The organism is Acinetobacter sp. V116_7 (assembly GCF_056735735.1).
Genome location: NZ_JBWZIF010000014.1, coordinates 242,762 through 255,953, shown reverse-complemented (window position 1 = coordinate 255,953; position 13,192 = coordinate 242,762). Strand labels below are relative to the sequence as shown.

The window sequence follows — 13,192 nt, the reverse complement described above, 5'->3', positions numbered from 1 at the left end:
ATAAATCCGTTATACTAGCGAAGTTTTTTAAAGCGAGAGTAGAGTATGCGCGGTTTATATCTCATTACCAATGATGACCCAATCCAATTATTATTAGAAAAATTAGACGCCGCACTCGCAACTCATCAGGTCGCAATTTTACAGTACCGCCGTAAGAAAGTAGAAAAAGCAGACCAACCCGAAGAAGTTGAACAGATCAAACTTTTATGTGAAAAATATCAAGTTCCTTTTGTGATTAATGATGACCTAAAACTGGCCGCTCAGTTTGGATTAGGTGTGCATTTAGGGCAAAGTGACGGTGAAATTACTGATGCAAAATCGCAATTACCAGAAGGCGTCATTATTGGTCGTACTTGTCTAAACTCATTAGAACTCGCCCAAAAAGCAATTGCAGATGGCGCGACTTATATTGCATTTGGTGCAGTCTATGCGACTTCTACAAAACCTGAAGCAGGTAATGTGGGTATCGAAGTGATTAAGCAAGCAGCAGCCCAATATGATTTACCAATTTGCGCGATTGGTGGTTTAACTGTTGAAAACTCAAAACCTGTGATTGAGGCTGGGGCTGACCTCTGTGCAGTCATTAGTGATATATTAGGCCGATCAACTGCTGAAATTCCTGCCCGTGTACAGGCCTGGGCACAATTATTTTCTTAAGCTTTCAAAATTATTTTTTAGATATTTAAGACGAGCATTTCCATGAGTTTATCTCCAAAGCAAGAACAGTTATTTAAACAAGCCAGCAAACACATTCCAGGTGGTGTGAACTCTCCGGTACGTGCCTTTAATGGCGTTGGAGGAACACCTGTTTTCATCGAGAAAGCAAAAGGTGCTTATTTATGGGACGTAGATGGTAAGCGTTATGTTGACTATGTTGGTTCTTGGGGACCAATGATTTTGGGCCATGCTCATCCAGAAATTATTAAAGCAGTACAAATAGCCGCAGAAGATGGTTTAAGTTTTGGTGCACCAACCGTACACGAAACTACGTTGGCAGATATTATCTGTGAAATCATGCCATCAATTGAATTGGTACGTATGACTAACTCTGGTACAGAAGCGACCATGACGGCTATTCGTTTAGCGCGTGGTTACACTGGCCGTGACAAGATCGTGAAGTTTGAAGGTTGTTACCACGGTCACTCTGACTCACTTTTAGTAAAAGCAGGTTCGGGCTTACTTACTTTGGGTGAGGGTGAACCGACTTCAAAGGGTGTTCCTGTTGATTTTGCTAAACACACTTTAACGTTACCTTACAACGATATTGCTGCATTAAAAGAATGCTTTGCTAAATTTGGTCATGAAATTGCTGGCGTCATTATTGAACCTGTTGCGGGTAACATGAATATGGTGAAACCAATCGACGGTTTCTTACAAGCCATTCGTGATGTGTGTGATGAATATAAATCTGTATTTATTATTGATGAAGTGATGACAGGTTTCCGCGTTGCTTTAGGTGGTGCTCAATCGGTTTATAACGTTAAACCTGATTTAACAACTTTAGGCAAAATTATTGGTGCTGGTTTACCTGTAGGTGCGTTTGGCGGTAAGCGTGAAATCATGGAATGTATCGCACCTTTAGGCGGCGTATACCAAGCAGGTACATTGTCTGGAAATCCACTTGCTATGCGCGCGGGTATCGAGATGTTTAAACATCTTCGCCAACCAGACTTTTACAGTAATTTATCTGCTCAACTTGAAAAGTTACTTGCAGGCTTACAAGCCGCAGCTAATGAAGCAGGTATTCCATTTAAAACTCAGCAAGCTGGTGCAATGTTCGGTCTTTACTTTACCGACCAAGAAGACATTACAAGCTTTGACTCTATGTTGGCATGTGATATTGAAGCTTTCAAAAAGTTCTTCCATGGCATGTTAAAGCGTGGAGTAAACTTGGCACCTTCAGCATTTGAAGCAGGCTTTATTTCATCTGCTCACTCTGATGAAGATATTGAATATACGATTCAAGCTGCCAAAGAAACTTTCGCTGAAATGAAGTAAGCAAAAAAGCCCGTGTTAAACGGGCTTTTTAATTTGAGCTATTTTTTATTTGTAGAGAACAATGTTTTATCCTTTACCTCGAAAAATCCAATTAGCAGCAAGTACTTCAAATTGGTCAATTGAGTCTACACAAAGTATTTTGCTCATGGTTGGGCTAAATGAACTTGAAAAATCACCTGACTGGGCACACCAGCCATTAGCTGATCATTTAGAATTACTAAGTAAAAGAGCACAGGCACTCGAAATTCCAGTTATTTTTATTGATGCATCTCAGCTTCAACAAACCATGTTGCAGTTGGGGCAACGACTGTCATCAAATAGCAAAGCTCAAGTTGTGATGGCAGGTGATTTGTCACCTCTGTTTAAACAAGTCATGCAGCTTGTTTTATCTATTACCGATTATGTAGCTATTGTAAATGATGCGATCTTGGCAGCTAATTTAGAGCAGCACATTCAATGGGTTGAAAAGATCAGTTTTGACCATATAAAACACTTAAATACACAGACCTTAATGCGTCTATGGTCTTTAAGTGCGCCGTCTGAATATATTTTGTCGGATAAAGGAATCTTATTGGCAATTGCTGAACAGGTGGGGCGACACCCCATGGAGATTCATCCTGAAATAGATTTACGAAACTACGGATTAGATCAGTCTGCTGTGGATTATCTGGTCGAACTTTGGCGTGCAAATGGTGCGAGCTTGAGCGCTGAAGAGGTAATGCAAGCACTGACATTGCAGCATATTATGCAGTTATTGAAGCCTTGACTAACTATAGACTCCAAGTGATCCATAATATTTGCAAATTATGCTGTTAATTTACCCGAACGGCATTGTAATTCGGACGTAAGCTTTTTATTATTGCCCGCTTGTTTTTCATCTTGCCTTGGGAATACAACTTTGAGTGATTTTCTAAGTGAACATCTGATCTATCGTGATGATGATTTTATGGTGATTCATAAACCTTCGGACATCTTGAGTGTTCCTGGTAAGGGTGATTTACATGATAGCGTTTTGACAAGGTTGGTTGCGATTGAACCTAAAACTTTGCTCATTCATCGTCTAGATCGAGATACTTCAGGTATTTTAGTATTTGGTTTATCAAAGCGCGGTCAAAGTGCGATTGCACGTCAATTTCAAGATCGTCAGACTTCAAAAATATATGAAGCGCTTGTCGCAGGTCATTTAGAGGGTGAGGGGACTGTAGATATTCCTGTCATCTATGATCCAAGCCGACCACCTTTACATATTGTCGACGCTTCTCACAACAAACCTGCTTTAACACATTGGCAGGCAGTAGAACATTTTCAGATACAGGGACAGCCTGTAACTCGTGTGAAATTAACACCAATTACAGGTCGATCCCATCAACTCCGTGTACACATGCAATATCTTGGGCATCCAATTGTAGGTGACACACTGTATGCAACACCGGAGCAACAACTTGTTCCGCGTTTATGTTTGCATGCCAAACAGTTAAGTTTTAATCATCCTGTCACAGCAGAAACATTAACTTTTGACTGTCCCGTACCGTTTTAATGTAAAAATTTTAATGCGTGATTTTTTGTAGCAAAGTCATTTAATTGGTTTTTGCTTCAAAATTTTGCTTTAAAGACTACATAAAAAGATGCAAAAATAAGCTAATTTGCATCGTACAATATGTAGTGCGAACTTGAGAGAAAGGTGGAAAAATTGCAGCAGTATGCTATTGGTCAACGTTGGCTATCAGACACAGAAACTGAACTCGGTTTAGGTGTGCTTATTGATGTAGATGAAAGATCTGTCAGCATTTTATTCCCCAAAAGTGATGAGACACGTGTCTATGCACGTAATAATGCTCCACTATCTCGTATCATCTTTAACACCAATGATGAAGTTCAAGATCAAGAAGGCAAGAAGTGGATTGTTGAGTCTGTTGAAGACCGACATGGTGTTTTGCGTTACAACGTTGTTCGTACCTTAGAAAATGGCGAACAAGATCGTAAAGCGCTGAATGAAACACGTATTGGTGCGCAAATTCAGTTGTCGAAGCCTTTAGATCGTTTGCTTGCAAGTCAGGTCGACTATAAAGAGTGGTATGACCTGCGTATTGAAGCGATGCTTATGCAAGCACAAATGCAGAATAGCCCTCTACGTGGGATGGTGGGTGCGCGTGTTGGTTTAATTCCACATCAGCTTTATATCGCACACGAAGTTGGTAAACGTTTTGCACCTCGTGTTTTACTTGCCGATGAAGTGGGCTTGGGTAAAACAATTGAAGCTGGGTTAATTATCCACCAACAGCTTAAAACCGGTCGCTCAGAACGAATTCTTATTTTAGTCCCTGATTCTTTACAGTATCAGTGGATGATTGAAATGCGCCGTCGTTTTAACTTGCAATTCTCTCTGTTTGATTTAACACGTACAGCATCTATTAAAGAACATGATCCAGAACTTAACCCGTTCTTGACTGAGCAATGCATTATTGCCAGCGTTGACTTAATGGTTGACCATGATGATTTACGTGAGCAAGCCATAGAAGCTGGCTTCGATTTGCTCGTGGTCGATGAAGCACATCATTTGATGTGGAGCGAAGAAGAAGGCGGTAATGATCGCTACGATTTAATTGAAGAGCTTGCTGAAAATACCGCTGGGGTGTTATTGCTTACAGCAACACCTGAACAGCTTGGTGTGGAAAGTCATTTCGCACGTTTACGTTTACTTGATCCGCAGCGTTTTAGTAGTTTAGAGCGCTTCTTAGATGAAGAAACTCAATACCAGCAGACTGCAAAAATTGCTGAAGTACTCATGTCTGATCAGCCTTTAGCTCCAGAGCATTTATCTGCTTTAGAAGGCTTATTAGGTCACAGTATTGAAGACCAACCTGACCAACGCTTTAGAGCAATTCACGAATTATTAGACCGTCACGGTACAGGTCGTATTTTATTCCGTAATACGCGTGAAGCAATTCAAGGCTTCCCAGGGCGTGATTGTCAGCCAGCACCATTACCAGCACCAGAAGATTGGTCAAAAGATGGGAAACTGCGTGAGCAAATGTGGCCAGAAGAAGCACAACTTGATGGTTCATGGATGCAAAATGACCCACGTGTGCTATGGGTAATGGAAATTCTGCGCAAAGATCTCAAGCATAAAAAAGTGCTTTTAATTGCGCGTAGTGGACCAGTTGTTGAAGCTCTAGAAAATGTATTGCGTTTGCATGCAGGCATTCGTACTGCAATGTTCCATGAAGGCATGAGCTTACTTGAACGTGACCAAGCGGCTGCCTATTTTGCTGAAGAAAGCTATGGTGCACAAATTCTCCTGTGTTCGGAAATTGGTTCGGAAGGCCGTAATTTCCAATTTGCCAGTGATCTAATTTTATTTGATCTGCCAGCTAATCCAGATGTTTTAGAGCAACGTATCGGACGTCTAGACCGTATTGGTCAAGAAAACCGTATTCAGATTCATGTGCCATATCTTGTTGGAACAGCTCAAGAGCGTATGTTCCGTTGGTACAATGAAGCACTTAATATTTTCAGTAATATTTCTCCAACAGCGCAAACGTTGCAAGAGAATTTTATTGTTGAATTAAAAGACTGTTTGCTTGCAGACCAAGGTCAAACATTTGAAGATTTGCTTGAAGAAGTGAATGTTCAACGTCAAGCTTTAGAAGCTGAACTTCAAGCGGGCCGAGATCGTTTACTTGAATATAACTCATGTCGTCCTATCGTGGCGCAAGAGATTGTTCAGGCACTTGAAGATTATGATGACAATACAACGCTACCAATGTTTGTGAAGCGTTTCATGTCATCAACCAATATTGACTTTGATGAGCAAAGTAACGGTACTGTAATTATTCGTCCAACAGACCAAATGCAAGTGCAAGGTTTGGCGTTAGACGAAGAAGGCATGACAGCAACTTTCTATCGCGATCAGGCTCAGCTTCGTGAAGATGCTCAATATTTAACTTTAGAGCACCCATTCATTGAAAGTGTAATGGAGATGATCCGTACGCAATCATTTGGTAGTACCAATGTTGCTGTACTCAAATCTAATGCGTTAAAGCAGGGTTCAGTATTAATTGAAGTGTGGTTTAAAGTCGATGTAGTTGCGCCTAAGGCGTTGAACTTACCATCGAGCTTGCCTAAGCAGTTAATTCGTGTGCTATTAAGCGAAACTGGTCAAGATTTGTCTGAAAAAATTGATCCAGCAATTTTGAAACCATATTTACATCACTTAGATGGCAATAGCTGTCGTCAGGTGGTTAAAGCTCGCCGTGATATTATTGAGCAACGTTATAAACAAGCATTGGATATCGCGAAAGTTGATTTGCCACAGCTTCAGCAGCAAGCAAAAGAACACTATGGTAATAAATGGCAATATGAAATTGACCGTTTAACTTATCTCAAACAGTTCAATCCAAGTATTCGTCAAGATGAAATTGAACGTTTACAAAAGCTGCAAAAAGAAGGCTTAAGCTTGCTTGATGGTTTAACTGTTACACCAGAAGCAATTCAAGTATTAGTTGTGGTTAAGCCATAATTAACTCAAACTAAAAAAAGCGCCTAGAGGGCGCTTTTTTTGTACATCGATTTTGAATTAAATGAGACCAGCATCTTTTAGTTCTAATTTTAAATATGCATAGAAAATTGGAGCTGCGATTAAACCGCCTAAGCCAAAAATTGACTCAAATACCAGCATTGCTAATAAAATCTCCCATGCATTTGCATTGATTTTATGCCCAATAATTTTAGCATTAATAAAATATTCAAGTTTATGAACAAGAACGAGATAAAGTAATGCTGCACCTGCGAGCCCGAGTGAAACAGTAAGCGCGGCAATGAACGTCAATGTATTGGAAATAAGATTACCTAAAATTGGAATCAATCCAAACATGAAGGTCAAAATAGTAAGCGTTTTGGCAAAAGGAAGGTGGACTCCCCAAAGCGGTAATAAAACAAATGCAAATAAAATAAAGAGCAGCGTATTAATTGCTGAAATTTTTATCTGTGCAAAAACAACATTTTTAAATGAAATTGATAGTTTCTGAATACGTTGGATCAGAAGAGATTTAAAAACAGGTTGCGGTGTACGGCGATGAAAACCATGTATAGCCACCAAAATACCGATAATGAGGCCCATAACCATTGTCACGAAATTATGCAAAATATCGGAGCTGGTATTTTTTAATATGGTCACGTTATCTTTCATAAACGCGAAAATTTCATCTTTTAATTCTGTCACGCTATCGGGAATATAACCCGGAAGATATTTGCTAATTTCAGCTTGTAAATGCAACAGGGTTTGATCGACTTTGCTGTTGATATTATGGATGCCTACACCTTTTAAATCGTGAACCACAAAGCTAATTAAACTTGTAAAGAAAAAGGCGATTAGTGAAATCGTAATAATACTTAATAAAATACTAATAAAAATGCGGGCTCTTTGACCATCAATATAACGTTCTACAACCGAGCTTAAGCTAATAATAATTTCATAAATAAGAAAGCCTGCAAAAAAACTTGCTAATAGATGTAATGGGATAACCGAAAGCAAAAAGATGCCCATAAGAATGTAGCTTGCAATCAGACTTTGACGATTATTCAAATTTTGCATGTTGATCCCTGAGATCGTTGGGAATATAGAAGAAAGAGCAAATGGAATAATTATTTATACTCTCGCAAGCTATTCGCTTCAATCGGTGAATTATATTTTTATTGGAAAATAGAGGAGTTAGATGTAAAAATGGCCTGTTTATTAACAAGCCATTCATTAGATAATTTTAACGAATTTCTGCTTCATCCAAATGCCGAGCACCTTCTAAAATCATTCGAATCATAATCATCGTTTGCTCAGCAACTTCCGCACGTTGATGAATTGGAAGATCAATCACTTTAGCGCCCATGTGAAACACAAGTTGCGTAATTGCTTTTGCAACAAGATCAGGGTGGTATAAGTGGTTATTATTTAAATGCTCTAGACGAATTAAATCTTCTTGTAGTTCTTGCTGGAAGAAGTTTAATTGACGATCAACCGCTGCTTTATAAGAAGTAGAACCTGTAAAGCCTTCGCGTAGCAATAAGCTTAAATTACCTTCATCGGCATCGAGCTGCTGAAGAAAAATATCGACAGAACTGCGAATAATACTTTCTTGTAAGGAAGCACGTAGGCGAGCCTGCCGGATAATTTTACGTAAGACGATACCTGCACGGTCGATTAAAGAAATTGCTAACTCATCAATATCTTTAAAGTGTCGATAGAAACTATTTGGCGCAATGCCAGCTTCTCGTGCTACTTCACGTAAACTTAATGAAGCAATACTCTTTTGTGGGCCAATCAGATTTAGAGCAGCCTGAAAAAGTTCTTCTTTAGTAATTGTCGCTTTTCTTCCCACAGAACGCGTAGCTGTTTTAATTTCAATGACATCTTGTTGTTGAGGTGTGTCATTCAGGTTCTGAGAAAGTGAAGATTGGGTCATGCTGTTCAATATATTTGTAAACTCTCAGGATTATAGCCTTAGAAGCTGAACTTGTGAAATTGTAATTAAAAGTACGGGTGTATATACAAATATATATACATGTGTATAATAATTAAAAAAGAGCGACAGAGCGTCCATCTATGCAAGTAATCGAAAAGAGAAATTCTCTATTCAATTCATTGACACAAGCCATCTTTGATAAAGAAATGGCTAACTTCTGGCTACAAAAAGTTAATCCTTTATGGTCGGTAAAACATGGGCTTGTTCAAATTGTAAAAAAAGAATTTGTCGCTCATGACATGGTGAGTCTTACATTAAAATGTAATCGTTTAGTGAAAGTAGGTGTTGCTGGTCAGCATCATCCTGTCATTGTTGAAATTGCTGGTCGTCGTTATGAGCGTACTTATAGCTTGACGCAAATTGATGAACAACATTTACGTTTAACGATTAAAAAAGTGGCTGATGGTATTGTCAGTAACTGGTTTATGACTGAAAGCCAAATTGGTGATGTTTTTGAGCTTGGTCAGCCTTATGGTGACATGCAACAAAACATCAAGACACCGAAATTAATTATGCTAGCTGCGGGTAGTGGTATTACCCCAATGTTGAGTTTAATCACTGCAATTAAACAAAGCCAGCAGTTAGATAAAGTTCAAGTACAGCTTTTATATTGGGTAAAGCAACGCTCTGATGCAGCTTTTGTTGAATACTTTGAAAAAGTTGCAGAGCAATTCCCAAATTTTAGTTATCAGGTTTTCTATACACAAGAAACACCAAATGATGAACGTTTAAATGCAGAGCATTTAGCATTAGTAGACGATTTGGAAAATAGCACCATATATGCATGTGGACCTTCTGGCTTCGTTTCAACAGTGGAACAGCTTTTTGAAAAAGCACCGACTGTATTAACAGAAGCTTTTAGCTTAACGCGTGATAGTACGGCTGAAGTTGGTTATGTAAATGTCACATTAACCCAGTCTAATAAGATTATTGCAATTCCAAAAGGCGAATCAATTTTGGTGAGTCTTGAACATGAAGGCCTTAAGCCAACACACGGCTGCCGTATGGGAATTTGTAATAAGTGCGTTTGTAGTAAAGCTCAAGGTTCTACACGTAACTTACTCAACGGTAGTGAAAATACCGAACCAAGCCAATTACTCAAAATTTGTGTGAACTCAGCACAATCTGATCTAGTTATTGATCTTTAAGAGAGAACTTTTATGAATATGCCAGTGAAAGTCGAATATTTTAAAAATCCTAAAAATCGCGATTTGACTCCAGCAGAACTTGACGCATTTGCAAAAGAGCTTGATCAGATCAAACAAGAAGTATTGGATGATTTGGGTGAGAAAGACGCTAAATATATCCGCCGTGTCTATGCAGCAGTTCGTTACAGTAGTTTTCTAGGCCGAGCATGTTTGTTTGCAGGTTGGTTCCCACCAGCATGGATTTTAGGAACAGGTCTATTAGGCTTTTCTAAAATTATGGAAAACATGGAACTTGGTCATAATGTTATGCATGGCCAATACGACTGGATGAATGATCCTAAATTTAATGGTCAAACCTACGAATGGGATACTGTCGGTACTTCTGATAACTGGCGTCAAACGCATAACTATAAACATCACACATATACCAATATTAAAGGTATCGATGATGATATTGGTTATGGTTTACTTCGCTTATTCCCAGAGCAGCGTTGGAAGCCTGGTTTCTTGCTTCAACCCGTTTATAGCATTCCATTTTGCTTATTGTTCCAATGGGGCGTAGCGATTCAAAACCTTGAAATTGGTCGCGTTCTTTACAAGCGTAAGAGCATGGCTAAATTCTTGGAAGAATTAAAACCAGTAAATAAAAAGATTGGTACCCAGCTTTTCAAAGATTACGTTTTTTTCCCATTAATTGCAGGGCCAGCGGCATTACCTGTATTGACAGGAAACTTGGTTGCGAATGGTCTTCGTAATATCTGGACGTTTACGATTATTTTCTGTGGTCACTTTACTAAAGATGCAGAAGTATTTCCAAAGTCTGTTTTACAGGAAGAAAGCCGTGGTCACTGGTATATGCGCCAGATTCGTGGTTCTTCAAACTTAAAAGGTTCAGAAGCATTACATATCTTAAGCGGACATTTAAGTCATCAGATCGAGCATCATTTATATCCTGATGTTCCTGCGCGCCGTTATCGCCAAATGGCTCCAAAAGTTGAAGCTGTATGTAAAAAGTATGGTTTAAATTACAATAATGCAAGTTTGGCTAAACAGTTTGGACAGGTTGTGGGTCGTATCTTTAAATATGCTTTACCCTTTAAAAAATAATCAAAAAAAGCCCTGATCAGTTCAGGGCTTTTTTATTACTTCTTTTTAGAAATCCACATGGTAATCGTAGCTTGAAAGACTTTTTCTTTCTGAGAATCATAGACTTCTACATTTACTAAATATTCGCCAGCTTTATCCCAGTCATAATTTTTTTCTACAGGCGTTGCAACTGCAATTAAGTCTGTTTCTGCCTTTTTTAAATATTCGACAGTCATACCTTTGGGAATCCAGCGATGAGTAGAAGGTACAGTGACTTCTGTCATTGTCCCACCTGCAAGCTCGGCCATATTACACATCGCAATCGCATGAACTGTTCCAATATGATTGAGAACAGAACGTTTTTTCTTAATGGCTATTTCACAATAATTCGGTTTTAACTCAATAAATAGCGGCGAAATACTGCCGAAATAAGGTGCTTTTAAACATAGCATGCGTGAGAAAGTCCATTTTCCTTTCGGAAAAGTAGACACTTTGTTCCAAAGTTCTAGTGTGGTTGCCATGATTTAAAGCTCCATATTAATAAAAACAGAATTATATTCTTTAACAGAATATAATTCTGTTTACAAAAGTGAGTCAAGTCATTCAGAATATCTCCGATAACTGGTTAGGGAACAAACAATGCAATCTGCACAAGAGTTATTAGAACGGTTATATCCAAGCAGAAAGGCTGCTTTAAAAAGACAGATTTTATTAGATGCCTTGTCTTGTTTCTTAGAAAATGGAATTGAAACCACTAGCATTGAAATGGTTCGTTCGAAATCTGACAGCAGTGTAGGGGCCATTTATCACCACTTTAAAAATAAAGAGGGGATTGTTGCGACTTTATTTTTTGCAGCTTTAGATGACCAAGCGGCATTAAGAGATGAATATTTGGAGGGTACAAAATCTCTTCAAGAAGTGTTATATGCTTTTATTCACAGCTATGTTGATTGGGTTAGTGGACAACCTGAGTTTGCTAAATTTTTAATATCTGCTCGTTTTAGTGTGATGCAGGGGGAAGACCAAGAACGTCTTGTTCAGAAAAATAAATTAAGAAATCAAAAGATCTTTAGTGAAATTTCAAAGTATGCTGAGGCCGGATTTTTAAAAGCTATACCTCATGAGCTATTACTTTCATTAGTCATTGGGTCTACAGAAAACTACTGCCGTGCGTGGTTATCACAACGTGTTCCTTCAAATCCTAAAGTTTATAAAGATATTTTGGCGAAAGCTGCTTGGGATTCTTTGCAAAATTTGAGTTAAGTTTTTTGATTCATACATAAAAAAGCCGCATATTTCATGCGGCTTTTTTAGCTCAAGCAATTATTTAAATTGAATTGAACCGTTTGCATTGACAGTAATTTTAGACTCACCAGCTGCCATGTCTTGAGCTGGTGCAGCTTCGGCCATAGCAAACTTAGCCATACTCGCTCTCATTACAGGCTGAGGAAAATAGTTATTGGTATTTAAGTTTAAGTTAACAAGCGTGTATTGGCTTTTATTCCATGCTTGAGTCAACATTTGAGCACGCTGTTGAAAGTTTTTAGAAGCTTCGACCATCAAATCATTTTCAACTTTTTTACGTTGCTCATCTGAAACCGTAAAATTAATCGATTGAGTTTGGAAGCTTTGTTGCAATTCATTGACTAACTGGCTTGCTGCTTTAAAGTCTTTACTTTCAAGACGAATTTCAGCGCGGCCACGCCATTCTTTTAGCTTATTACTATCGTTATCGTAAATTGGGTAAGTGCTTTGAGCACCAGTTTCCACTTTTACTTGCGGATATTTACGAGAAACGGCAAGTGCCTGATTCATCAATTGATTAATCTGATTTGAAAGTTCGGCTGGTTGTTTGTTACTTTTTTCAATATATAAAGTTGCATGCATTTCATCATTAGAAACTTGACGAGAAGCTTCAGCTTGTACATTCACAATATTATAGTTCAAAGCATTATCATCCTGAGCAAAAACTAAAGGGCTAAGGAGAGAACCTAAAAGAAGGGTTGAGGCAGCTAAAGTACGCATAATTTTTTCCTTTAAAAATTAATATAAATTTAATTTTTTTCATTAAGAAATGTTAAACATAAGTTATGCATAACTTTTGCAGATTTTGTGGCGTATTTGTAATATTTAGATCAGTTTTTTTAAATTTTGGTAAATGTAAAATCTTTTAAAAATAAATACTTAAAAATAAAGTGTGTCAATGTAACTTAAAAAATCAAAGTAATATAAAAAAAGAATATTTTCTTTAGGTTGTCACATAGTATGATGATAATTCATCTTAACTATTGGGATGATACATTTTTTCAATAAGATTAGATGAGTAAAGTACATAAAAGACGTTTTTTTTCTTGTAAAATTAGGTATCATCGCGCTCCTAGTTACAAGATATAAAATAAGTGTCTTTACTAGTTCTATAAAGCACCGAGTCAAAGGACCAAAAGT

Annotated in this window: 12 protein-coding genes; 8 read left to right on the top strand and 4 right to left on the bottom strand. The window is 38.1% G+C overall.

Annotation, left to right across the window (positions count from 1 at the left end):
* Positions 1-45: 45 nt before the first annotated feature.
* The 5 genes from thiE (at position 46) to rapA (ending at position 6,517) form a co-directional block, all read left to right on the top strand.
* Positions 46-657, top strand: coding sequence for a thiamine phosphate synthase (gene thiE, locus AC1PJP_RS05775; RefSeq protein ID WP_192455002.1), 612 nt, complete (start codon positions 46-48; stop codon positions 655-657).
* A 42-nt stretch (positions 658-699) separates the two neighbouring features.
* Positions 700-1,998 (top strand): glutamate-1-semialdehyde 2,1-aminomutase, encoded by a 1,299-nt coding sequence (gene hemL / locus AC1PJP_RS05770; RefSeq protein ID WP_416662007.1) that lies wholly within the window; start codon positions 700-702, stop codon positions 1,996-1,998.
* A 61-nt stretch (positions 1,999-2,059) separates the two neighbouring features.
* Positions 2,060-2,764, top strand: coding sequence for an acyl carrier protein (locus tag AC1PJP_RS05765; RefSeq protein ID WP_416704476.1), 705 nt, complete (start codon positions 2,060-2,062; stop codon positions 2,762-2,764).
* Between the two features lie 132 nt (positions 2,765-2,896).
* Positions 2,897-3,535 (top strand): RluA family pseudouridine synthase, encoded by a 639-nt coding sequence (locus AC1PJP_RS05760; RefSeq protein WP_111854438.1) that lies wholly within the window; start codon positions 2,897-2,899, stop codon positions 3,533-3,535.
* A gap of 144 nt (positions 3,536-3,679) precedes the next feature.
* Positions 3,680-6,517 carry an RNA polymerase-associated protein RapA gene (gene rapA / locus AC1PJP_RS05755; RefSeq protein ID WP_013197132.1) on the top strand — a complete coding sequence of 946 codons (2,838 nt, stop codon included), beginning with the start codon at positions 3,680-3,682 and terminating at the stop codon, positions 6,515-6,517.
* Positions 6,518-6,574: 57 nt separating this feature from the next.
* Here the strand turns inward: rapA and AC1PJP_RS05750 are convergent, their stop codons facing one another.
* Entirely contained in the window at positions 6,575-7,591 is a 1,017-nt protein-coding gene (locus AC1PJP_RS05750; RefSeq protein WP_004790840.1) for an AI-2E family transporter, read from the bottom strand.
* Positions 7,592-7,757: 166 nt separating this feature from the next.
* Positions 7,758-8,453 carry an HTH-type transcriptional repressor FabR gene (fabR, locus tag AC1PJP_RS05745; protein WP_107882831.1) on the bottom strand — a complete coding sequence of 232 codons (696 nt, stop codon included), beginning with the start codon at positions 8,451-8,453 and terminating at the stop codon, positions 7,758-7,760.
* A gap of 140 nt (positions 8,454-8,593) precedes the next feature.
* Here fabR and AC1PJP_RS05740 point away from each other — a divergent pair, with 140 nt between their 5' ends.
* The gene (locus AC1PJP_RS05740) at positions 8,594-9,661 is read left to right on the top strand and encodes a ferredoxin reductase (RefSeq protein WP_199944332.1); all 1,068 of its coding nucleotides are present in this window, start codon (positions 8,594-8,596) and stop codon (positions 9,659-9,661) included.
* A 12-nt stretch (positions 9,662-9,673) separates the two neighbouring features.
* Complete coding sequence (locus AC1PJP_RS05735) at positions 9,674-10,768, top strand: fatty acid desaturase family protein (protein ID WP_004790847.1); 1,095 nt, start codon at positions 9,674-9,676, stop codon at positions 10,766-10,768.
* A gap of 35 nt (positions 10,769-10,803) precedes the next feature.
* Here the strand turns inward: AC1PJP_RS05735 and AC1PJP_RS05730 are convergent, their stop codons facing one another.
* Positions 10,804-11,268 carry a hotdog fold domain-containing protein gene (locus AC1PJP_RS05730; protein WP_013197135.1) on the bottom strand — a complete coding sequence of 155 codons (465 nt, stop codon included), beginning with the start codon at positions 11,266-11,268 and terminating at the stop codon, positions 10,804-10,806.
* Positions 11,269-11,386: 118 nt separating this feature from the next.
* Here AC1PJP_RS05730 and AC1PJP_RS05725 point away from each other — a divergent pair, with 118 nt between their 5' ends.
* The gene (locus AC1PJP_RS05725; RefSeq protein ID WP_198306992.1) at positions 11,387-12,010 is read left to right on the top strand and encodes a TetR/AcrR family transcriptional regulator; all 624 of its coding nucleotides are present in this window, start codon (positions 11,387-11,389) and stop codon (positions 12,008-12,010) included.
* Between the two features lie 60 nt (positions 12,011-12,070).
* Here the strand turns inward: AC1PJP_RS05725 and AC1PJP_RS05720 are convergent, their stop codons facing one another.
* Positions 12,071-12,772: an SIMPL domain-containing protein gene (locus AC1PJP_RS05720; protein ID WP_198306991.1), complete on the bottom strand. Its 702-nt coding sequence runs from the start codon at positions 12,770-12,772 to the stop codon at positions 12,071-12,073.
* Positions 12,773-13,192: the final 420 nt, after the last annotated feature.

Coding starts and splice junctions, on each gene's coding strand:
- AC1PJP_RS05735 (WP_004790847.1), top strand. CDS start 9,674: ATGAATATGCCAGTGAAAGTCGAATATTTTAAAAATCCTAAAAATCGC.
- AC1PJP_RS05720 (WP_198306991.1), bottom strand. CDS start 12,772: ATGCGTACTTTAGCTGCCTCAACCCTTCTTTTAGGTTCTCTCCTTAGC.
- hemL (WP_416662007.1), top strand. CDS start 700: ATGAGTTTATCTCCAAAGCAAGAACAGTTATTTAAACAAGCCAGCAAA.
- AC1PJP_RS05725 (WP_198306992.1), top strand. CDS start 11,387: ATGCAATCTGCACAAGAGTTATTAGAACGGTTATATCCAAGCAGAAAG.
- thiE (WP_192455002.1), top strand. CDS start 46: ATGCGCGGTTTATATCTCATTACCAATGATGACCCAATCCAATTATTA.
- AC1PJP_RS05730 (WP_013197135.1), bottom strand. CDS start 11,268: ATGGCAACCACACTAGAACTTTGGAACAAAGTGTCTACTTTTCCGAAA.
- AC1PJP_RS05740 (WP_199944332.1), top strand. CDS start 8,594: ATGCAAGTAATCGAAAAGAGAAATTCTCTATTCAATTCATTGACACAA.
- fabR (WP_107882831.1), bottom strand. CDS start 8,453: ATGACCCAATCTTCACTTTCTCAGAACCTGAATGACACACCTCAACAA.
- AC1PJP_RS05750 (WP_004790840.1), bottom strand. CDS start 7,591: ATGCAAAATTTGAATAATCGTCAAAGTCTGATTGCAAGCTACATTCTT.
- AC1PJP_RS05765 (WP_416704476.1), top strand. CDS start 2,060: ATGTTTTATCCTTTACCTCGAAAAATCCAATTAGCAGCAAGTACTTCA.